Source organism: Rhizobium sp. CB3060 (genome assembly GCF_025200735.1).
In the GTDB taxonomy this organism is placed as follows: domain Bacteria; phylum Pseudomonadota; class Alphaproteobacteria; order Rhizobiales; family Rhizobiaceae; genus Rhizobium.
This window is the reverse complement of sequence record NZ_CP104159.1, coordinates 1,375,004-1,397,077: the sequence shown is the minus strand read 5'-3', so window position 1 is coordinate 1,397,077 and position 22,074 is coordinate 1,375,004. Positions and strand designations below refer to the sequence as shown.

Genomic DNA, 22,074 nt, shown 5'->3' with positions numbered 1-22,074 from the left:
GCTACTATGCAGGGAGATTGCAGCGTTGCCGGACAAGGTGGATGCCATTGCTGGTCTACTCGAAATTCCGGACAGAAAACTGCTATGCGCTTTGCTTGGAATTGCGTTAGCGCTTGGCTTTCGAGGCAGCGGCCACGCTCTTTTTCAATGCATCCAGGATGTTGATGACGTTGCTCGGTTGCGCTTCGGCTTCCGGCTTGGTTTTGGGCGGCCGTTTGCGGCCCTTCTTTTTCGCGGCAATCAGTTCATGCAGCTTGTCCTGCACCGGGTCGCTCGCCATCGATGGCGTCCAAGGCTTCGTCTGCTCGTCGATCAATTGCAGGACAAGCGACATCAAGGACGGATCGGTCTTGTCCGCCTTGATCGTTTCGAAATAGGCGGCTTCGTCGCGAACCTCGTCGCCGTAGCGCAATGTCCATAATACGATGCCTTTGTCCCGAGGCTCGAGCATGACGGCCCGCTCGCGACGATACATGACAAGGCGGGAGATGCCGACGGTCCCGGTCGCCGCCATGGCATCGCGGATGACACAGAAGGCTTCCTCGCCGACGGGATCGTCCGGGGTCAGATAATGCGGCTGGTCGAGCCAGATCCATTCGATGGAATCGCGCGGCGCGAAGACATCGATATCGATCGTGCGGGTGCTCTCGAGCGCGACGGAATCCAGTTCGTCGTCTTCGATCAGCACATAGTCGCCCTCGCCACGCTCATAGCCTTTGACCTCGTCATCCTCCTTCACGGGCTTGCCGGTGACGGAATCGACATATTGGCTGACGACGCGGTTCCGGGTCTCGCGATTGAGGGTGTGGAATCGGATCTTCTCATTCGCGGAGACGGCCGGCGCCATCGCGACGGGGCAGGTCACGAGCGAAAGTTTGAGATAGCCTTTCCAGAACGAACGCGGCGCCATGCATCGATCTCCCGATTCCAAAACGAACGGGAAGCATGGCGCTTTGTTCCATGGCTATTCTCGGGGTCGGCTATTCGGCCGCCGTCGCAAGACATCCATCGATGATCCCGCGGATTTCGGCTCGGCAGGAACCGCAATTGGTTCCGGCGTTCAGCGCTTTGCCAACCGCCTCGACGCTGTGGCAGCCATTGCGAACCGCACCGACGATCTGGTTGACGCCGACGCCGAAACACGAGCAGACAGTTGCGCCGGGATCCGGGGTGTTGGCGCCCGGCCGGCCGGCGACGAGCGCAAAGCGTTTGCGCATATTGCCGTGCGATGCGGACAGTTGCGCAATCGCCCAGTTGCGGGCAACAGCCACTGGCTGGCGAGCCAGAAACAGCGCCGCAATCAGCCTGTCTCCGTCGAAGAAGGCCAGACGCAGATCGCCAGAGGTTTGATCGGCATAACCGAGCGGTTCGGCGTCTGCAGGAATGTCGAACGTGGCGCGGCACCAGTCCGCCCAGTCTTCCGCAGCGTCGTCGAAAGCCAGCTCCATCCGCCATCCGCCATCGGCCTTGGCGAGTGCCCAATAGGCGGCCTCCAGATGCTGCGGCTTTGCCACGGAAACGGCAAAGCCATAGCGGGATGCCTTGAACGGACGTGCCGCAACAGCGACATTTTTCGAAGCCGGCTGGCCGGAAAAGGGATCGGTCAGCGGTGCGACGACGGTATCGATACGCGCCCTTGCGGCGAAACTGTCGTTCCAATGCATCGGCACGAACAGGCTGCCGCGCGCCTGTCGTTCCGTCACCAATGCCCGGACGGTTACCTTGCCTTGTGGGCTTTCGATCTCGATAAGGCTTGCGTCGCTGACGCCGATTTCGATCGCATCGCGGGGATGGATTTCGGCAAAGGGCTCCGCAATATGCGCCGACAACCGGGCGCTTTTGCCGGTACGGGTCATCGTATGCCATTGGTCGCGGATGCGGCCGGTATTGAGCGTGAACGGGAATTCCGCGCTCGTGCGGTCCGAAACGGGCATCTTGACGGCCACGAAACGGGCCTTGCCATCGGCATGAAAAAACCCGCCTTCGGCGAAGAAGCGCGTCGTCTGCGGTGCTGATCCCGCAGGCTGCGGCCACTGGAACGGCGAGAGCGCGTCATAGTCCTCGGCCGTTATCTCCTCGCAGGCACCAATATCGAAATCCCGACTGCCGTTATTTTCAAAGCTGGAAAGGGCGGCATGTTCGGCAAAAATGCTGGCTCTCGAGCGGAAGGAGAAGGCCTCGGAAAATCCCATCCGACGACCGACTTCGGCCATCTGCCACCAGTCCGGCTTAGCCTCGCCAGGGGAGGGGAGAAAGCCCCGCTGCCGGGAAATCCGGCGTTCGGAATTGGTGACGGTGCCGTCCTTTTCGCCCCAGCCGACGGAGGGCAGTAATACATCGGCGTGTCGTGCCGTATCCGTCAGTTTCAGGACATCGGAAACGACGACGAAGGGACAGGCCTTGATGGCCGCTTCCACGGCATCGGCATCCGGCATCGAAACCACCGGATTTGTCGCCATGATCCACAGGGCTTTGACACGTCCGTCGGCAACGGCGCGAAACATGTCGACGGCCTTCAGTCCCGGCCGTTCGGCGATAACGGGGGATTTCCAGAAGCGCTGCACGCGATCGCGATCGCCTGCATTTTCGATCGCCATGTGGGCGGCAAGCATATTGGCGAGCCCGCCAACTTCGCGTCCGCCCATGGCATTCGGTTGGCCGGTCAGGGAGAACGGTCCCATGCCCGGACGGCCGATGCGCCCCGTGGCGAGATGGCAATTGATGATGGCGTTGACTTTGTCGGTGCCGGAGGACGATTGGTTGACGCCCTGGCTATAGCAGGTCACCACCTTTTCCGTCGTCTCGAACAGGCGGAAGAACTCGCGCAGTTGCATCGCCGGCAGACCGGTCTTGTCGAGCAGGTCGCCGAAGCTCAGCGCCGAGGCTTCGGCGAAAGCGTCCGAGAAGCCCTCCGTGTGGAGCGCGATGAAATTCTGGTCGATGGCGGAGCTCTGGGCGAGGCGCGCAAGCAGACCGGTGAATAGCGCCACATCGCCGTCCGGACGGATTGCCAGATGCAGGTCGGCAATGTCGGAGGTCATCGTTCGGCGCGGATCGATGACGACGACCTTCATTCCAGGGCGCTCCGCCTTGGCGGCAGCAAGGCGCTGGTAGAGGACCGGATGGCACCAGGCGAGATTGGAGCCGGTCAGGATCACCAGATCGGCCAATTCGATGTCCTCATAGGTGCCGGGCACCGTATCGGAACCGAAGGCACGGCGGTGGCCCGCGACCGAGGACGACATGCAGAGGCGCGAATTGGTATCGATGTTGGCCGAGCCGATAAAGCCCTTCATCAGCTTGTTGGCGACGTAGTAATCTTCGGTCAGAAGCTGACCGGAGACATAGAAGGCAACCGAATCCGGACCATGCGCGGCAACGGTTTCGGAAAAGCGCTTTGCCATCAGATCAAGAGCGTCGTCCCAGTTCGCGCGTTGACCGCCGACTTCCGGATAGAGAAGACGGCCGTCGAGATCGATCGTCTCCGCCAGCGCCGACCCCTTGGAACAGAGGCGCCCGTAATTGGAGGGATGATCCGGATCGCCTTTGACGGAAACCTTGCCGTCGTCGTCGATGCTAGCAATGACGCCGCAGCCGACGCCGCAATAGGGGCAGGTCGTTTTGGTCTCAGCGGGCATTGAGGCGTCCTCCAAGAGCCGAAGATATTGCCGGGCGCAAGACCATCTATTCCGCCGCCATCATGAGACTATCGAGTCTGATCGATAGCACTCCGTCCTCATTGCGCACCGGGATGGTGCGGACTGAACCTTCATCCGCCCCGAGCGCCTTGCCGGTTTCAAGTGAAATGACCCAATTGTGCAGAGGGCAGGTGACGGCTGCACCGTGCACGATCCCTTGCGAAAGCGGTCCGCCCTTGTGCGGGCAATGATCCTCGATGGCGAAGACTTCGTTTTCGGCCGTACGGAAGACTGCGATCTTGCCTTGCGGCGTCTTCACACAGCGCGCGCCGCGCAGCGGGATATCCGAAATGTCGCCGATTTCAATCCAGTTCATGCTCATCTCCTTACTCGGCGGCCTGCGGGTAGCCGATCGTCGCCATCGGCTTGAACTCATGCTTGTCCTTGCCGGAGACGCGCTCCGACCAGGGGTCGACCTGGGCGAATTTCTGGCTGAAGACGAAGCGCTCGTAGTAAGCCTTGCGCTTTTCGGCATCCTCCATGATCTGGCGGCGGATTTCGTCGAGACCGATGCGCTTGGCCCATTTGTAGATGCGCTCGAGATAGCGGGCCTGTTCGCGGTACATCTGAGTCAGCGCCACGATATGCTCCAGAGCCTCATCCTCAGTCTTGACGAGGCCAAGCACTTCCGTGCCCTTGATGTCGAGACCGGCAGCGCCTGCGAAATGAATCTCGAAGCCGCTGTCGACGCAGATGACGCCGATGTCCTTGCAGGTTGCCTCGGCACAATTGCGCGGACAGCCGGAAACCGCCATTTTGAGCTTTGCCGGCGTCCACGAGCCCCACATGAATTTCTCGATGCGGATGCCCAGGCCGGTCGAATCCTGCGTGCCGAAGCGGCACCAGTCGGAGCCGACGCAGGTCTTCACCGTGCGCAGGCCCTTGGCATAGGCCTGGCCGGAAATGAAACCGGCCTTGCCGAGATCGGCCCAAACGGCGGGAAGATCCTCCTTCTGCACGCCGAGCAGGTCGATGCGCTGGCCGCCGGTCACCTTCACCATCGGAATCTCGAATTTGTCGACGACATCGGCAATAGCGCGCAGCTCGTTCGAACTGGTCACGCCGCCCCACATGCGCGGCACGACGGAGTAGGTGCCGTCCTTCTGAATATTGGCGTGAACGCGCTCATTGATGAAGCGCGACTGATAGTCGTCGGCATATTCATCCGGCCAGTCGCAGACGAGGTAGTAGTTCAACGCCGGCCGGCATTTCGCGCAGCCGCACGAGGTCTTCCACTCTAGCTCCTGCATGACGGCGGGGATACTCTTCAGCCCCTTGGCCTTGATCAGCCGGCGCACATCGTCATGGCCAAGCTCGGTGCAGGCGCACATCGGCTGCACGGCCTTCGGATTGTAGCTGTCGCCAAGCGTGATCGTCATCAGTTGTTCGACGAGCCCGGTACAGGAGCCGCACGAGGCGGACGCCTTGGTATGGGCGCGCACCTCATCCAGGGACGTCAGACCCTTGGCAGTGATCGTCGAGGTGATCTTGCCCTTACAGACGCCGTTGCAGCCGCAGATTTCCGCATCATCCGGCAAGGCTGCAACGGCCGCCATAGGGTCCAGCGGGGACCCTCCCTGGTAGGCCTGGCCGAAGATCAGCGTCTCGCGCATCTCCGAAATATCGGTCGCCTTCTTCTTCAGGTCGTTGAACCATGCGCCGTCAGCAGTCTCGCCGTATAGCACGGTGCCGATGACGCGATTGTCCTTGAGGATCACGCGCTTGTAGACGCCGGCTGCAGCGTCGCGCAGAACGATTTCCTCGCGATCGTCGCCATCTGCAAAGTCTCCGAGAGAAAAGAGATCGATGCCGGTGACCTTGAGCTTGGTCGGCGTGTCGGAATGCACGAAGGCGGCGGAGCGGTCTCCCGACAAATGCGAAGCGGCGACACGAGCCATTTCATAGAGAGGCGCCACCAAGCCGTAGACCATGCCGCCGACCTCGGCGCATTCGCCAAGCGCCATGATGTCGCCATCGGACGTGTTCATGCCATCGTCGACGACGATGCCGCGGTTGACGGCGATACCGGCGTCCTTCGCGAGCCCGACGCTTGGGCGGATGCCGACTGCCATGACGACGAGGGTCGCGGGAATGATGCGGCCGTCTTCAAGCTCGATGCCTTCGACTTTGCCGTTCCCGACAATCGCTTTGGTATTGGCCTTGGTAATGACTTTGATGCCGCGCTCTTCCACCGCCTTTTGCAGCAGATAGCCTGCAGCCGGGTCGAGCTGGCGTTCCATCAGCGTCGGCATGACATGCAGAACGGTGACATCCATCCCGCGGGAGGCAAGGCCGGCAGCAGCTTCGAGGCCGAGGAGACCGCCGCCGATGACGATTGCCTTTTCGCGCGACTGGGCGGCAAGCAACATTGCCTGCACGTCGTCGAGGTCGCGATAGGTGATGACGCCGGGCAGATCCTTGCCCGGCACCGGAATGATGAAGGGCACCGAGCCGGTTGCGATCACCAGCTTGTCGTAGTTCTCGGTGACGCCGTGATCGGAGGTGACCGTCTTGGCCGCCCTATCGATATTGATGATCCTGTGACCCTTATAGAGCGTGATGTTGTTTTTGATGTACCAGCCATCGCCATGGATGATGATTTGCTCGTAGTCCTTTTCGCCGGAAAGAACCGGCGACAGCATGATGCGGTCGTAATTGACGCGGGGCTCGGCGTTGAAGATCGTCACTTCATACTGGCCGGGCGCCTTTTCGAGGAGGTGTTCCAGCATGCGGCCGGGCGCCATGCCGTTGCCGATGATGACAAGTTTCTGGGTCATAGGGGAAGTCCGATCCGAATTACTGGGCAAAGACGCTGGTGTTTGCGGTCGCTGCGCTGCTCCGCTGCAATTGCCGGATGGAGAAGTGCATCCATACCAGCGAGATGGCGACGATCGCGAAGAGCAGCATGAAGCAGCTCGACCAGAGGCCGGTCATATCCTTCAGCAGGCCGAAGGCGATCGGCAGGATGAAGCCGCCAAGGCCGCCCATCATGCCGACGATACCGCCGACAGCGCCGACGGCGCCGGGATAATAGGCGGGGATGTGCTTATAGACGGCCGCCTTGCCGAGGCTCATGAAGAAACCCAGGATGAAGATGACGACGATGAAGATGGCCGGCGTGATGCCGAAGGCCGGGCCTGCCGCGGTGGCGGCCGGCAGCGAAAGGATCAAGGTGGTGACTGCCGACACCGCCAGCATCGTGTACATGACGCTGCGTGCGCCCTTCTTGTCGGAAAGCATGCCGCCGAAGGCGCGGAAGATGCTGCCGGGAATGGAATAGGCTGCGGCGACCATGCCGGCAGTCTCAAGGTTGAAGCCGTAGACGCCGACCAGATAACGGGGCAGCCACAGCGACAGGGCGACGAAGCCGCCGAACGCGAAGAAGTAATAGAGCGAGAAGCGCCATACCTGCACGTTTTTCAACGGCGCGAATTCCTGCAGGAGGCTCTTGGATGCGCCACCGCCGTTGCGACGGGCGCGGAAGGCCGGATCGTCCGTCGTGGTGAACCAGAAGACGATTGCCATGACTGCAAGCACCAGCGCCCAGATCTCCGCAACAGCCTGCCAGCCCCATGCAAGGAGAACGAAGGGGGCTGCGAACTTGGTCACCGCGGCACCGACATTGCCGGCGCCGAAGATGCCAAGCGCCGTTCCCTGCTTTTCGGGCGGGAAGAAGGGCGAGATATAGGCGACGCCGACTGCGAAGGAGCCGCCGGCAAGACCGACGCCGAGGCCGGCGATCAGCATCTGCGTGTAGGTGTGGGCATAGGAGAGCAGGAAGGTCGCCACTGCGGCGGCCAGCATGGTGAGCGTGTAGACGAGCCGGCCGCCATAACGCGTGGTCCAGATGCCAAGAACAATGCGGACGATCGAACCGGTGAGAACCGGAGTGCCGACCAGCAGGCCGAACTCGGCCTCATTCAGGCCGAGTTCTTGTTTGATGCGAATGCCGATGATCGCGAAGATCGTCCACACGGCAAAACAGAGCGTGAATGCGAGTGTCGATATCCACAGCGCGCGTTGCGGTGCGTCAGAGGACGATGTCGGCGTTTGGTCAAAAGCAGGCATAGCTTCTCCGTGCGCGACAACGTCGCGCCTTCCTGGGTTCAAGTTGAAACAAAAAAGCTGCCGGCCAGGGTTCGCGCACGCTGGGAGCGCGTTCGTCAATCCTGATCAGCAGCTTTGCTTGGGGCGCCCCACGTTGGACGCCAATGTGTGAGCCTTATCGGCTTCAAAAATAAGGAAGCAAGTTGCGTGCCAAATTCATGACGCCAAGAAAATCTAGTATTATCAAAGGGGAAGGAAATTGTTGACCCGCTGACGGCATGGTCAAATCTTGGGCGGCCTTTGCTGCGGTGCACATTAATCGAGCAAGGCGCTCTGGCGAAAGCCGATAAAACAATGCCGCCAGGTGGCGGCATTTTGGGCGAGTTGCGCTGTGTTGCTTGGCCGCTGGGGCCTAAACGCGTTCGATCAGTCCCACGCGCCTTTCGACGGTTCACGAAGCCTTGGCTTCGAAAGTGGGCGGAAAATCACCCAGCGACTTTGCCTTGACGATCAAGCCTTCGATATCCTGCTCGACGATCGCTTCAAGGTCGGCGAAGCTGTCGATGACGTAGTAGATCGGCTGGACGATATCGATCCGATAGGGCGTCCTGAGGACCGTCAGTAGATCGAACGGCCGGAATTCGCAGGCCTTGCCCTCCATTGCCGCCTTCGCTTCACTTGGCGATGAGACGATGCCCGCGCCGAAGCAACGGCGGCCTTGCGGCGTATTGATCAGGCCGAATTCGACGGTGAACCAGAAGATGCGGAACAGATGCCACGAATAGCCTTTGCCGAGGCGCACGGCGGTTTCGCCGAAATGTCGAACGAAATTGGCATAGCTCTGGTTGGTCAGCAGCGGGCAATGGCCGAATACCTCGTGGAACAGGTCCGGCTCCTCGATATAGTCGATATGCTCGCGACGGCGCAGGAAAGTTGCGAGCGGGAATTTGCCCTGCGACAGGAGTTCATAAAAGCGCGAGGGCGGAATGAGCGCCGGCACACCTTCGACGCCGAAGCCGGTGGTCTCGTTCAGCCGCCGGTTGACATCGAGAAGCTGAGGCACCTTGCCCGACTTGAGCCCCAGGGTTTTGACGCCCTCCAGATATTCGCGGCAGGCCATATTGGCCAGCAGCTTCATCTGACGCTCATAAAGTTCGCCCCAGATCGCGTCTTCTTCGGCGGTGTAATCGTATAAACCGTCCGGGCCGGGCAGTTTGGCGGTGTAGCTGCTTTCCTTGGTCATGCTGATCCTCCCAGCCAGTGCGGCTTTCCTGCAATTGTGCTCCGAGCGGGGAGGATTTTCTTTTCTTTTATGCTGGCTATTGCCATATTGGTGGCAAATATTCTCGAATATGGCGCTGAAAATGAAAGAACCTGGGAATTTTCATCGTAAGCTTCTGCAACTCATCCAGGCCGATGGCAGCCTTTCGCTGGCAGACCTGGCGGAAAAAGCCGGGATGTCGCAGAGTTCGGCCTGGCGGAAGATCCAGGAGCTGGAAGGTGACGGCGTCATCCGTAAGCGTGTGACGCTGCTCGATCCGGGAAAACTCGATCTCAAGCTCTGCGTGATCGCGCATGTTACGCTGGAGGATCATCACGAAGAGGCGGTGGCGTCTTTTGCCTCGGTGGTGCTGGAGCGACCGGAGATCATGGAGTGCTACGCATTATCCGGCGCCTTCGACTATATGCTGAAGATCCGGGCCAAGGATGTGGAAAGTTATGAGGCTTTCATGACCCGATACCTCATGCGCAACCCGCATGTGCGCACGGTCGTATCAAGTTTTGTGCTGCGCGAGCTGAAATTCTCGACCGAACTGCCGATCTAGCGCTTGTCGCGCCGCATTCGCGCATGCTGACAACTCAGCGCGCACTATCGCCATGCCAACTGTGCGGCATGAGGACCGGAAATCCTTCAAATGTCTTCAGCGTATCGAGGACAATCGAGGTCTTCACGTGCTGCACCGACTCGTGGGGCAGCAGGACATCGTTGACGAACCTTGAAAGGTCATTGAGCCCGCGGGTCGCCACCTTCAGGTGATAATCCATTTCACCCGTCAGCGCATAGGCTTCGAGAACTTCGGGCAGTCCGTTGATCAGTTGGGAAAATCTGCGGGCATTGTCTCTGTTGTGCGTTGCGAGGGTCACGGAAATGACCACCAGCATATCCAAACCCAGCTTCTGCCGGTCCAGGTTGGCCTGGTAGCTGCGGATATATCCCTCGGACTCCAATCTGGTCCGCCTTCGCGAGCATTGCGAGGGCGAAAGCGCGATCCGCTCGCCCAATTCGTTGTTCGTCAACCGACCGTCTTTCTGCAATTCCTGCAGCAGGCGCAAATCCAATTTGTCGAGCTGTTCATCCATTGCGCAAAATCTCAAAAACTCTCACGATCCGTGCATAATATCTTCCTCAGGCATGAAGAATGCAAGAACTTTGCGCGTGTTTTGGGCCACACTTTGCATATCAAATTCATCGTCTCTGAAGGAGAAAGAAAATGGGTCCTTTCCCGCACGATGCGCCGCCTTCGGAAATAACCGCCGACAATCCGGCCGGCACCGATGGCTTCGAATTCGTTGAATTCGCTCATCCCGAGCCTGAGAAGCTGCGCGAGCTCTTCACGCGCATGGGGTACGTTCCGGTCGCCAAGCACAGGACGAAAGACATCACCGTCTGGCGGCAGGGCGATATCAACTATCTCCTGAACGCCGAACCCGGCAGCCATGCCGCTCGTTTCGTTGCCGATCATGGTCCCTGCGCTCCGTCGATGGCCTGGCGCGTCGTGGACGCCAGGCATGCGTTCGAACATGCGGTGGCAAAAGGTGCCGTTCCCTATGAAGGGGATGACAAGGCGCTCGACGTCCCGGCGATTGTCGGCATTGGCGGCTCGCTGCTTTATTTCATCGAGACCTACGGTGAGAAGGGATCGGCCTACGATGCCGAATTCGACTGGTTTGGCCAGCGCGACCCGCGCCCCGAAGGGGTCGGTTTCTATTATCTCGACCACCTGACGCACAATGTCTTCCGCGGCAACATGGACAAGTGGTGGGCTTTCTATCGCGAGCTGTTCAATTTCAAGCAGATCCACTTCTTCGATATTGACGGGCGCATCACCGGTCTGGTGAGCCGGGCCATCACGTCACCCTGCGGCAAGATCCGCATTCCGCTCAATGAATCGAAGGACGATACGAGTCAGATCGAAGAGTTTCTGAAGAAGTACAAGGGCGAAGGCATCCAGCACATCGCCGTCGGAACGGAAGACATCTACGAAGGCACCGACAGGCTTGCCGCAAACGGTCTCCGCTTCATGCCGGGTCCTCCGGAGACCTATTACGACATGTCCTATGAGCGCGTGAACGGCCATGACGAACCCATCGAACGCATGAAGAAACATGGTATCCTCATCGACGGCGAAGGTGTGGTGAATGGCGGCATGACGAAAATCCTGCTCCAGATATTCTCCAAAACCGTCATTGGTCCGATCTTCTTCGAGTTCATTCAGCGCAAGGGCGATGAAGGCTTCGGAGAAGGCAACTTCCGTGCTCTTTTCGAGTCCATCGAGGCGGATCAGATCAAGCGCGGCGTCATCGGCACCGCGGCAGAGTGATCTTTCGGCGACCCTGCGCACAGGTGGGGTCGCCCCAATTTTCGGGAGGAATTGAGCGATGGACCAGACGAGAACCCGGGGTTCCGATCGCCGGTCTGCGGCGGCGGAGACGCTGCAATATATGCCCGGCTTCGGCAACGACTTCGAAAGCGAGTCGCTGCCCGGCGCTTTGCCGCAAGGCCAGAACAGCCCGCAGAAATGCAATTACGGTCTCTATGCCGAACAGCTTTCGGGTTCACCGTTCACCGCTCCCCGCGGGACGAATGAAAGATCATGGCTCTATCGCATTCGCCCGAGCGTGCGTCATACCCGCCGCTTTTCGAACGCTTCCTATCCTCTCTGGAAATCCGCACCCTGCCTTGACGAACATTCGCTTCCTTTGGGGCAGCTTCGCTGGGACCCGGTGCCCGTGCCAAACGAGAGGTTGACCTTCCTGGACGGGATTCGCACGATCACGACCGCCGGCGATGTCATGACCCAGACAGGCATGGCGTCACACGCCTATGTCTTCAACGAGGACATGGTGGACGATTATTCCTTCAATGCCGATGGCGAGCTGCTGATCGTGCCCCAGGTCGGTGCCATCAGGGTGTTCACCGAAATGGGCATCATGGACATCGAGCCCCTGGAAATCTGCGTCATCCCGCGTGGCATGATGTTCAAGGTGACGCGCAAGGGCGATGAGAAAGTCTGGCGCGGATATATATGTGAGAACTACGGCGCGAAATTCACGCTGCCGGATCGGGGGCCTATAGGCGCAAACTGCCTGGCAAACCCGCGCGACTTCAAGACCCCGGTTGCCGCCTTCGAGGACAAGGAGACGCCCTGCCGCGTGCATGTCAAATGGTGTGGCAAATACTACGTCACGGAAATAGGCCACTCGCCCCTCGATGTGGTCGCCTGGCATGGCAACTATATTCCCTACAAGTATGATCTGCGGACGTTTTCCCCGGTCGGCGCGATCCTGTTCGACCATCCCGATCCGTCGATCTTCACTGTGCTGACCGCCCCAACCGAAAGTGCCGGCACGGCGAACGTCGATTTCGTGATCTTTCCGCCGCGCTGGCTGGTGGCGGAACACACCTTCCGCCCGCCCTGGTACCATCGCAACATCATGAGCGAGTTCATGGGCCTGATCCATGGCCAATATGATGCGAAGGAGCAGGGTTTCGTGCCGGGTGGCATGAGCCTGCACAATATGATGCTTCCCCACGGGCCGGACGCATCGGGCTTTGAAAAAGCATCCAATTCCGAGCTTAAACCTGTAAAGCTGGAGAACACCATGGCGTTCATGTTCGAGACGAGGTTTCCACAGCAGGTGACGAAATACGCGGCCGAGCTCGAAACGCGGCAGGACAATTACCTGGAATGCTGGGACGGCCTGGAACGCCGCTTCGACGGTACTCCCGGCATCAAGTGAAGTCCGGTCGAACATCCTCTGACATTGGGATTGGGACATGAAGCTTGCGACTTTGAAAGATTCCACAAGGGACGGTCGGCTTGTCGTCGTCTCCCGCGACCTTACGCGCTGCTCCGAGGTCGGTCACATTGCCCGAACGCTGCAGGCAGCGCTCGACGATTGGGAGCATGTGGCCCCGAGGCTCGCGCTGATTGCTGAGGGTATCGAGACGGGAGCGCAGCCGACGATCCGGTTCCACGAACATGACGCCGCGTCGCCTTTGCCGCGGGCCTATCAGTGGGCTGATGGTTCGGCCTATATCAACCATGTCGAGCTGGTGCGCAAGGCGCGCAACGCCGTGATGCCGGACAGCTTCTGGATCGATCCGCTGATGTATCAAGGCGGCTCGGACGGTTTCCTTGGTCCACGCGACCCTATCGTGATGGCTGATGAGGCCTATGGGATCGACATGGAAGGCGAGGTTGCCGTCATCGTCGGCGATGTTGCGATGGGGTCCAGTCCGGAGGCTGCCCGCAGCGCCATCCGCCTGGTCATGCTCGTCAATGACGTGTCGCTGCGCGGCCTCATACCCGAAGAACTGGCAAAAGGATTTGGTTTCTTCCAGTCCAAGCCCGCATCGGCATTTTCTCCGGTCGCCGTGACCCCGGACGAACTCGGGGAAGCGTGGGATGGCGGCAGGCTGCATCTTCCACTGCTCGTGAGCTTGAACGGCAAGGCGTTCGGCAAGGCAAATGCCGGTATCGACATGACGTTTGATTTTGGCCAACTGATCGCCCACGCCGCCAAAACCCGCAATCTGGTGGCCGGCACGATCATCGGCTCGGGAACGGTTTCCAACAAGCTCGATGGTGGGCCGGGCAAGCCGATCGACGACGGAGGAGACGGCTATTCATGCATCGCCGAGATACGGATGATCGAGACCATTGAAACCGGATCGCCGAAAACTCCATTCATGCAGTTCGGAGACCAGGTCCGCATCGAGATGAAGGATCGGACTGGGCATTCGATCTTCGGAGCGATCGAGCAGACGGTCGAAAAATATGAAGGATCGAAGGGGCCATGAATGAGGTCGTTCTCTACGACTACTGGAGATCATCGGCGAGCTACCGTGTCCGCATTGCGCTCAATATGCTCGGGATCGGCTATAAAACCGTGTCGATCAACTTGCTGGAAGGCGAGCAGAGGAGCCCGGATTATCTGGCGCTCAATCCGCAGGGGTTCGTGCCGACGCTGGTGATCGATGGAAGGACGCTGACGCAGTCGCTCGCAATCATCGAATATCTCGCCGAGCTTCGGCCGGGGTGCGGATTGATGCCACAGGACATTGCGGACCGGCAGCACGTGCGGGCGCTTGCTTACGCGATCGCTATGGACATTCATCCTATCTGCAACACGCATGTCGCGGCGCATGTCATGACCATAACGGACAACGCTGACGCCCGCGACGCGTGGATGAAGCACTTCATCACGAGCGGACTTGGCAAACTGGAAGCAATGCTGGGCGAGAGCAAGGGAGAGTTCAGCTTTGGAGATCAGCCGACGATGGCGGATCTCTGCCTTGTTCCGCAGGTCTACAACGCCCGCCGCTGGGGGGTGGACATGACCGATTTCAGGCGCATAGCCGATATCGATGGCAAGTGCGCCAAACTGCCCGCCTTTCAGGCGGCGCATCCTGACCGCGTGAGATCATAACGGCAAATCCCGACTCATGACGAAGTCTGAAGAATCACTAAACTAAAGGGCCTCTTGGCGCGCCCAGAGGGGTCAAGGCTGGGCTGGCATCGAGAAATGCCACCATCCGTTTGATTTCGCGATGAAGAATCCTCCAGAGGACGTCTGAACGAGAGGCTGCGAAGCCAGCCAACTTCAGGTTCAGGCAAGCCCCTTTTCGTACCCAGCATTTAAAGAATGGCGGAATCGAGTGGCCGATGCTCATTCAGAGCTTGGGCAAACATGCCGCCTGTTGGTTGTTGAGACGCTGGACTTAACGTTTAGGATTTGCGGGCATGACTACGATCGCTTCTTCCCTGACTGTCAATCAAATCAGACTTCTTTCGACAGCGTCGGTCGCGGCGTGGTCCACCGAAGATGTGGCATCGCTTTCCACAGCGCAGATCCAAGCGCTTTCTTCGGCTCAGATCGCAGCTTTGGATACGGAAGATGTTGACGTCCTCGATACCGAGCAATTGAGCGCCATTTCGCAAGGCGCCATAATTGGTTTGACGCTGGATCAACTGAGCGTTCTCGATAAGATTTCTATTGAAAGTCTGAGTTCAGGCCAGGTTTCCGCGCTCACCACGACGCAGCTTCATGCTCTGACGACAGATCAGGCTGAGGCTCTGACAACGGATCAGGTCGGCGCCCTGAAGATGGCGCAACTCGCAGCCCTGAGTGCGGACGATATAGCAACGTTCTCGACCGCCGATATTGCGGCGATTGCCAGCAAAGCCGTCTCGGGTCTGGGCACCGACGCCGTCGCGGCGCTTTCTACCGATCAGGTTGCCGCGCTGACGACAAGCCAGGTCAGCGCCCTCAAGACGACGCAACTCCAGGCCTTGGATACCGATCAGCTCGAGACCCTGTCGACGGATCAGATTGCTGCCTTGAACAGCGGCGCGATTGCAGGTCTGAGCACCGATCAGATCGCGGCCTTGAGTACCGCTCAGGTCGAGGCTCTGACGCCGGCACAGGTGAAGTCGCTGAGCTCGACGCAGCTCGCGGTCCTTGGTGCGGATGACATAGCCACATTCTCGACCGCCGATATGGCGGCGATCACGAATAAGGGCATCCTGGGCTTGGCTGCCAACATTGTGGGAGGTCTGAGCACCGACCAGATCGCCGCTCTGAGCACCAGCGCGGTCGCTGGCCTGACGACCGATCAGGTCGCGGCTTTGAGTGCTGATCAGGTTGAAGCCCTGTCGTCGACGCAGGTCAAGGTGTTGAGCTCGACGCAGCTTGCGGTCCTTGGCGCAGATAACATAGCGACATTCTCGACCGATGATGTCGCCGCGATCACGAACAGGGCCGTTCTCGGCTTGGATACGGATATGATCGCAGCGCTGTCGACCGATCAGATTGCTGCCTTGAACACCAATGCGGTCGCAAGTCTTACGACCGAACAGATTGCGGCCATGAGTACTGCTCAGGTCGAGGCCCTGTCATCGGCGCAGGTCAAGGTATTGAGTTCGACGCAGCTTGCGGCCTTGAGTGCGGAGGACATGGCGACCTTTTCCTCCGCCGATATCGGGGCAATCACGAACAAAGCGATCCCGGGCTTGAGCGCGGACGTCATCGCGGAGCTCTCCACCGATCAGATCGCCGCATTGACGACGCTTCAGATCACGGGCTTCACGACGAAGCAACTTGAGGCATTGAGCACGGAGCAGGTCGAAACCCTGTCGTCGGCGCAGGTGGCGTCGCTGAGCTCGACGCAACTCGCGGCCCTGGGCACAGCAGACATCGCGACGTTCTCCACCGCCGATATCGCGGCAATTGCCAGCAAGGCCGTGAAAGGCTTGAGCACGGAAGTTATCGCAGCGCTTTCCTCCGACAAGATTGCCGTGTTGACGACAGCCCAGGTCGCCTCGCTTAAAACAACGCAGGTCGAGGCCTTGGACGCTGATCAGTTCGATGGCCTGTCGACCGCCCAGATTGCTGCCCTCAGCACCACCGCGATTGCAAGCCTGACGACCGATCAGATCGCCGGTTTGAGCACCGCCCAGGTCGAAGCCTTGTCGCCGGCGCAGGTCAAGGCCCTGTCCTCGACGCAGCTCGCGGTCCTAAGCACGGATGACATAGCGACATTCTCGACCGCCGATATCGCGGCGATCACGAGCAAAGGCATCTTGGGCCTGGGTACGGGCATTCTTGAAGCGCTCACCACCACTCAGATCGCCGCATTGAGCACTGTCGCGGTTCCAAAGCTGACGACCGATCAGATCGCAGCCTTGAGCACCGATCAGGTCAAGGCTCTGACCTCGGCGCAGGTCAAGGCTCTGACTTCGACGCAACTTGGGGCTCTCAGCACGGATGATATAGCGACCTTCTCGACCGCTGATATCGCTGTCATCACTGCCAAAGCCATACCGGGCCTGAGCGCGGACGTCATCGCAGAGCTCTCCACGAAGCAGATCTCCGTATTGACGACGGTCCAGATCGCTGCCCTCAAGACAGCGCAGATCGAGGCTTTGACCTCCGATCAGGTCGAGGCCTTGTCGTCGACCCAGGTGAAGGCGCTGACTTCGACACAACTTTCTGCCTTGAGCGCAGAGGATATAGCGACATTCTCGGCCGCCGATATCACGGCGATCGCCGGCAAGGCCATGCCCGGTTTGAGCACGGACATTGTCGCCGCCTTTACCACAAGTCAGATCGCTTCATTGACGACGGCTCAGCTCAGTGCCCTTACGACAGTACAGCTCCAGGCCTTGAGCACCGATCAGGTCGAGGCTTTGACGCCGACACAGGTCAAGTCGCTGAGCTCGACGCAACTTGCGGCCCTGAGCGCGGAGGATATAGCGACCTTCTCGACCGCTGACATCGCGGCGATCGCGGTCAAGGCCCTCCCGGGCATGAACACGGACACCGTCGCTGCGCTTAGTACCAATCAGATCGCTGTATTGACGACACTTCAGGTCGCAGCGCTCACAACATCACAGCTTACGGCCTTGAGCACCGATCAGGTCGAGGCTCTGTCGCCGACGCAGGTCAAGGCGCTGAGCTCGACGCAGCTTGCAGTTCTGAGCGAGGAGGACATAGCGACCTTTTCCACCGCGGATATCGTGGCGATCACCAGCAAAGCCCTGACAGGCTTGAGCACGGATACCGTCGCGGCGCTTTCCGACGATCAGATCGCCGTGTTGACCACGCTCCAGATCAATGCCCTCAAGACAGTACAGCTTCAGGCCCTGAGCGCCGACCAGATCGAAGCCATGTCGACCGTTCAGATTGCTGCCTTGAGCACCAGCGCGGTTGCAAACTTGACGGCCGACCAGGTCGAGGCTTTGAGCACCGATCAGGTGGGAGCCCTGTCTACGACGCAGGTGCGGTCGCTGACTTCAACGCAACTTGCGGCCCTGAGCGCAGAGGACATAGCTGTGTTCTCGACCGCCGATATCGCGGTGATCACGAACAAGGCTATATCGGGCCTGAGCGAAGATATTATCGGAGCCCTGTCGACTGTTCAGATTGCTGCCTTGAGCACCAGCGCGGTTGTAGGCCTGACGGCCGACCAGATCGACGCCTTGAGCACAGCTCAGGTCCAAGCACTATCCACGGCCCAGGTGAAGGTGCTGAGTTCAACGCAACTTGCGGCCCTGAGCGCAGAGGACATCGCGACCTTCTCAACCGCCGATATCGCGTCGATCACGAGCAAGGCCATGCCGGGCTTGAGCACGGATGTTGTCGCATCTCTCAGCGAAGATCAGATTGCTGCCCTGAGCACCAGCGCAGTTGTGAGCCTGACGGCCGATCAGGTCGAAGCCTTGAGCAGCACTCAGGTCGGCCTCCTCTCCGCTGCGCAGGTCAAGGCGCTGACTTCGTCGCAAGTCGCTGCCTTGGGTGACGATGTTGCGGTCTTGTCCACCGACAAGATCGCCGTGCTGAGTTCATCGGGCATTACGGGCTTGACTGCCGATCAGATTGCCGCCCTGAGCTCGGCTCAGCTCGACGCCCTGACCAGTACCCAGATCGGCGCACTCAGCTCGACACAGATCGCGGCGCTGAGCACGGGCGACATAGCGTCGCTTTCAACGACCCAAATCGCGGCGCTGAGCACCGCTGGCGTCGCCGGACTTTCCACCAAGCAGCTCGCCGTCCTGAGCACCGATCAGATTGCGCTTCTGTCGACCAAGCAGATCGCGGCGCTGAGCTCGGTGCAGGTTGCTGCCTTGAGCACAGACGACATAGCGGCTCTTTCAACAGCCCAGATTGCTTCCCTCAGCACGGCTGGCGTTGCGGGATTGAGCACCAAGCAACTAGCGGTGCTCAGCACCAGTCAGGCTGAAGCCTTGACCAGCGCCGAGGTCGGCGCTCTCCATTCCACACAGATTGCCGCGCTTACTTCGGACGACATAGCAACCTTCTCGACCAAGGACATTGCAGCAATCAGTTCGAGTGCGATCCCGGGGTTGTCGACGGCGACGATCACCTCCCTGACGACAGCCCAGATCGCGGCCCTGAGTACACAGGGTATTGCCGCCTTGAGCACGGCGCAGATTGCAGCGCTGAGCACCGCTCAGGTGGAGGCCTTGACGAGCACCCAGGTTGGCGCGCTGAACTCACGGCAGATCGGAGCCCTCGGCACGGACGACATAGCAACGTTTTCGACCAAGGACGTTGCAGCGATCAGTTCGGATACCATCGCGGGCTTGTCGACAGACACCGTCGCCTCCCTGACGACGACCCAGATCGCATCGTTGAGTACGGCAGATATCAATGTGCTCAGCACCAAGCAGATCGCGGCCCTGAACACGGCGCAGATGGAGGCTTTGACCAGCACCCAGATCGGAGCACTCAGTTCCACACAGCTTATGGTATTGGGGTCCGACGATATAGCGACCTTCTCGACGAAGGAGATCGCAGCGATCGGTTCGAATGCGATCCCAGGCCTGTCGACGGACGCGATCGCCTCCTTGACGACGGCTCAAATCGCGGCGCTGAGCACGGTCGGCGTCAGTGGACTGAGCACCAAGCAGATCGCGGCCCTGAGTACCGATCAGGTGGACGCTCTGACCAACGCTCAGATCGGCGCGCTCGGCTCGCGGCAGGTTGCGGCCTTCGGCACCGGCGACATCGCTACCCTTTCGGCAAGCCAGATCACCTCTTTGAGCACGGCGGGCATCGCAGGTCTGACCACCGACCAGATCGCGGCGCTCAGCACCGATCAGGTTGAGGCCCTGACCAGCACACAGGTCGGCGCGCTTAGCTCGAAACAGATTGCCTCCCTCAGCGCCGAGGATCTCGACACCTTCACTGCTGCGGAGATAGCCGTAATCACTTCGATTGCGGTCTCGGGCCTGTCGACGGCAACGATCGCCTCGCTGTCGGCGACCCAGGTCGCCGCCTTGGGCACAGCGGGCATATCGGGTCTGACCACCGATCAGATCGCCGCGCTCAGCACCGTTCAGTTGGACGCTTTGACGACAGCTCAGGTCGGCGCTCTCACGTCGAAGCAGATTGCGGTCCTCAGCACCGGCGATATCGCCTCGCTCTCGTTGGAACAGGTCGCGGCACTTGGAACGGCGGGAATAGAGGGTCTGACTACGGATCAGATCGCGGTGCTCAGCACCGATCAGGTTGAAGCCTTGAGCAGTACCCAAGTGGGCGCGCTCAGCGCGAAGCAGATCGCGGCGCTCAGTGCGGACGATCTGGATACCTTCACCACTGCCGAAATGGCCGCGATCGGTTCAAGCGCGATCTCGGGCCTGTCGACGGCAACGATCGCCTCGCTGTCGGCGACCCAGATGGCGGCCCTGGGTACGGCGGCCATAGTGGGGTTGACCACCGATCAGATCGCAGTGCTGAGCACCGATCAGGTGGACGGCTTGACGACGGCACAAATGCACGCACTCAGCTCGAAACAGATTGCGGCCTTGAGCACGGCCGACATCGCCTCGCTTTCGCTGGAACAGGTCACGGCACTTGGCACGGCGGGGATAGAGGGTCTGACCACCAGCCAGATTGCTGCCCTGAACACCAATCAGGTCGAGGCGCTGACCAGTGTGCAGATCGGCGCCCTCAGCTCGAAACAGATTGCCGCCCTTAGCGCGCAGGATCTGGATACCTTCACCTCAGCCGAGCTTGCGGCAATCGGTTCGAGTGCGGCTTCGGGCCTGTCGACGGCAACGATCGCCTCACTGTCGGCCGCCCAAATCGCAGCGCTGGGTACGGCCGCCATTTCGGGTCTGACCACCGATCAGATCGCAGTGCTGAGCACCGATCAGTTGGACGCTTTGACGACGGCTCAGGTCGGCGCTCTGACCTCGAAGCAGATTGCGGCCATGACCACCGGCGACATCGCCTCGCTTTCGGAGGAGCAGGTTGCAGCACTTGGCACGTCGGGTATAGCGGGCTTGACCACCGATCAGATCGCGGTATTGAGCACCGATCAAGTCGAGGCACTGACAAGCGTGCAGATCAGCGCGCTCAGCTCGAAGCAGATTGCCGCCCTCAGCGCGGATGATCTGGATACCTTCACTACGACCGAGATCGCGGCGATCGGTTCAAGCGCGGTCTCGGGCTTGTCAACGGCAACGGTCGCCTCGCTGACGGCGTCCCAAGTCGCAGCCCTGGGTACAGCCGCCATATCGGGTCTGACCACCAACCAGATCGCAGTCCTCAGCACCGATCAGGTGGATGCCCTGACGACCGCTCAGGTCGGCGCTCTCACCTCGAAGCAGATTGCGGCCATGAGCACCGTCGACATCGCCTCGCTTTCGGATGCGCAAATCACCGCCTTAAGTCCGACGGCTGTTGCAGGCCTCGGCAGCGCGCAGGCCGGCGCCTTGACGGTTGAGCAGGTCGAAACGCTCTCGACCAGTCAGATCGCTGGATTGAGTTCGGAGGCGCTGAAGGGCCTGACCCTTGATATGCTGGACACTTTCTCACCGGAAGAACTCGGTGCGATTAGCTCAAGCGCGATGAAGGGGCTATCCACGGACTTTATCGTGACGCTTTCCGCCACCGAAATTGCAGCCTTGAGCACGGCAGGCGTTGCGGGATTGAGCAGCGACCAAGTCGCAGTTCTTAGCGAGGAGCAGGTCGAAGCGCTTTCCACCAGTCAGATCTCCGCATTGAGTTCCACCGGGCTTGCCGGGTTGACCACCACGGATTTGGAAACCTTCTCGACGGAGGAACTTACGGCGATTAGTTCGACGGCGATCAGAGGATTGTCCACGACCGCCATCGCGTCCCTATCCTCCGACGAGATTGCGGCTTTGACGACAGGCCAGATTTCTTCGCTGAGCTACGCCCAGGTGGCGGCAATGAGCACTGCGCAAATCGAAGCGCTGTCGACATCGCAGGTCGGCTCCTTCGACGTCATGCAGGCCGCAGCACTGGATGCTACCGACCTCGCCGCGTTTTCAACCGAGCAGATCATCTCTCTGAGCACGAGCGCGATTTCGGGACTGAGCACCAGTGCGCTGGCCGCCTTGTCAACGTCCCAGGCTGAAGCCTTTACGTCAGGTCAGCTCGCTTCCATGACGTCGGCACAGCTCGCGGCGTTGACGACGAGCAGCTCCGCGTCAGACGCTTTGTCCTACCTGACGGTCTGACGTTCGGAGGTGACCAGATGGCAAATGGACAA

General features: G+C 59.9%; 13 protein-coding genes. 6 read left to right on the top strand and 7 right to left on the bottom strand.

Annotation, left to right across the window (positions count from 1 at the left end; translation table 11 throughout):
• Window positions 1–106: 106 nt before the first annotated feature.
• The 6 genes from ku to N2601_RS25750 form a co-directional block, all read right to left on the bottom strand.
• On the bottom strand, window positions 107–910 hold the full coding sequence (gene ku, locus N2601_RS25775; protein ID WP_260304192.1) for a non-homologous end joining protein Ku: 804 nt from the start codon (window positions 908–910) through the stop codon (window positions 107–109).
• A gap of 70 nt (window positions 911–980) precedes the next feature.
• Complete coding sequence (locus N2601_RS25770) at window positions 981–3,638, bottom strand: nitrate reductase (protein WP_260304191.1); 2,658 nt, start codon at window positions 3,636–3,638, stop codon at window positions 981–983.
• A gap of 46 nt (window positions 3,639–3,684) precedes the next feature.
• Window positions 3,685–4,020, bottom strand: coding sequence for a nitrite reductase small subunit NirD (nirD, locus tag N2601_RS25765; protein WP_260304190.1), 336 nt, complete (start codon window positions 4,018–4,020; stop codon window positions 3,685–3,687).
• Window positions 4,021–4,024: 4 nt separating this feature from the next.
• Window positions 4,025–6,475, bottom strand: a complete 2,451-nt coding sequence (nirB, locus tag N2601_RS25760) for a nitrite reductase large subunit NirB (protein WP_104827223.1) — start codon at window positions 6,473–6,475, stop codon at window positions 4,025–4,027.
• 19 nt (window positions 6,476–6,494) lie between these two features.
• Window positions 6,495–7,766 carry an MFS transporter gene (locus tag N2601_RS25755; RefSeq protein ID WP_260304189.1) on the bottom strand — a complete coding sequence of 424 codons (1,272 nt, stop codon included), beginning with the start codon at window positions 7,764–7,766 and terminating at the stop codon, window positions 6,495–6,497.
• A 430-nt stretch (window positions 7,767–8,196) separates the two neighbouring features.
• Window positions 8,197–8,988 (bottom strand): phenylalanine 4-monooxygenase, encoded by a 792-nt coding sequence (locus tag N2601_RS25750; protein ID WP_260304188.1) that lies wholly within the window; start codon window positions 8,986–8,988, stop codon window positions 8,197–8,199.
• A gap of 121 nt (window positions 8,989–9,109) precedes the next feature.
• Between N2601_RS25750 and N2601_RS25745 the strand changes: the two genes are divergently transcribed.
• A complete protein-coding gene (locus N2601_RS25745; protein ID WP_260305249.1) occupies window positions 9,110–9,571 on the top strand; it encodes an Lrp/AsnC family transcriptional regulator in 462 nt (153 codons plus the stop codon).
• 34 nt (window positions 9,572–9,605) lie between these two features.
• On the opposite strand, the gene N2601_RS25740 is transcribed toward N2601_RS25745, so the two are convergent.
• Window positions 9,606–10,106 carry an Lrp/AsnC family transcriptional regulator gene (locus N2601_RS25740; protein WP_260304187.1) on the bottom strand — a complete coding sequence of 167 codons (501 nt, stop codon included), beginning with the start codon at window positions 10,104–10,106 and terminating at the stop codon, window positions 9,606–9,608.
• A gap of 131 nt (window positions 10,107–10,237) precedes the next feature.
• On the opposite strand from N2601_RS25740, the gene hppD reads away from it, so the two are divergent.
• From hppD to N2601_RS25715, 5 genes are all read left to right on the top strand, one after another.
• Window positions 10,238–11,347, top strand: coding sequence for a 4-hydroxyphenylpyruvate dioxygenase (gene hppD / locus N2601_RS25735; protein WP_260304186.1), 1,110 nt, complete (start codon window positions 10,238–10,240; stop codon window positions 11,345–11,347).
• Between the two features lie 58 nt (window positions 11,348–11,405).
• On the top strand, window positions 11,406–12,767 hold the full coding sequence (gene hmgA, locus N2601_RS25730; protein ID WP_260304185.1) for a homogentisate 1,2-dioxygenase: 1,362 nt from the start codon (window positions 11,406–11,408) through the stop codon (window positions 12,765–12,767).
• Window positions 12,768–12,804: 37 nt separating this feature from the next.
• Window positions 12,805–13,830 (top strand): fumarylacetoacetate hydrolase family protein, encoded by a 1,026-nt coding sequence (locus tag N2601_RS25725; protein ID WP_260304184.1) that lies wholly within the window; start codon window positions 12,805–12,807, stop codon window positions 13,828–13,830.
• Complete coding sequence (gene maiA, locus N2601_RS25720; protein ID WP_260304183.1) at window positions 13,827–14,459, top strand: maleylacetoacetate isomerase; 633 nt, start codon at window positions 13,827–13,829, stop codon at window positions 14,457–14,459. The genes N2601_RS25725 and maiA overlap by 4 nt, the downstream gene beginning before the upstream one ends.
• Before the next feature lie 314 nt (window positions 14,460–14,773).
• Window positions 14,774–22,042 carry a beta strand repeat-containing protein gene (locus tag N2601_RS25715; RefSeq protein ID WP_260304182.1) on the top strand — a complete coding sequence of 2,423 codons (7,269 nt, stop codon included), beginning with the start codon at window positions 14,774–14,776 and terminating at the stop codon, window positions 22,040–22,042.
• Window positions 22,043–22,074 lie beyond the last annotated feature (32 nt).

Excerpts from the sequence above, each read along its gene's own strand:
- ku (WP_260304192.1), bottom strand. The coding sequence starts at position 910 with ATGGCGCCGCGTTCGTTCTGGAAAGGCTATCTCAAACTTTCGCTCGTG.
- N2601_RS25770 (WP_260304191.1), bottom strand. The coding sequence starts at position 3,638 with ATGCCCGCTGAGACCAAAACGACCTGCCCCTATTGCGGCGTCGGCTGC.
- nirD (WP_260304190.1), bottom strand. The coding sequence starts at position 4,020 with ATGAGCATGAACTGGATTGAAATCGGCGACATTTCGGATATCCCGCTG.
- nirB (WP_104827223.1), bottom strand. The coding sequence starts at position 6,475 with ATGACCCAGAAACTTGTCATCATCGGCAACGGCATGGCGCCCGGCCGC.
- N2601_RS25755 (WP_260304189.1), bottom strand. The coding sequence starts at position 7,766 with ATGCCTGCTTTTGACCAAACGCCGACATCGTCCTCTGACGCACCGCAA.
- N2601_RS25750 (WP_260304188.1), bottom strand. The coding sequence starts at position 8,988 with ATGACCAAGGAAAGCAGCTACACCGCCAAACTGCCCGGCCCGGACGGT.
- N2601_RS25745 (WP_260305249.1), top strand. The coding sequence starts at position 9,110 with ATGAAAGAACCTGGGAATTTTCATCGTAAGCTTCTGCAACTCATCCAG.
- N2601_RS25740 (WP_260304187.1), bottom strand. The coding sequence starts at position 10,106 with ATGGATGAACAGCTCGACAAATTGGATTTGCGCCTGCTGCAGGAATTG.
- hppD (WP_260304186.1), top strand. The coding sequence starts at position 10,238 with ATGGGTCCTTTCCCGCACGATGCGCCGCCTTCGGAAATAACCGCCGAC.
- hmgA (WP_260304185.1), top strand. The coding sequence starts at position 11,406 with ATGGACCAGACGAGAACCCGGGGTTCCGATCGCCGGTCTGCGGCGGCG.
- N2601_RS25725 (WP_260304184.1), top strand. The coding sequence starts at position 12,805 with ATGAAGCTTGCGACTTTGAAAGATTCCACAAGGGACGGTCGGCTTGTC.
- maiA (WP_260304183.1), top strand. The coding sequence starts at position 13,827 with ATGAATGAGGTCGTTCTCTACGACTACTGGAGATCATCGGCGAGCTAC.
- N2601_RS25715 (WP_260304182.1), top strand. The coding sequence starts at position 14,774 with ATGACTACGATCGCTTCTTCCCTGACTGTCAATCAAATCAGACTTCTT.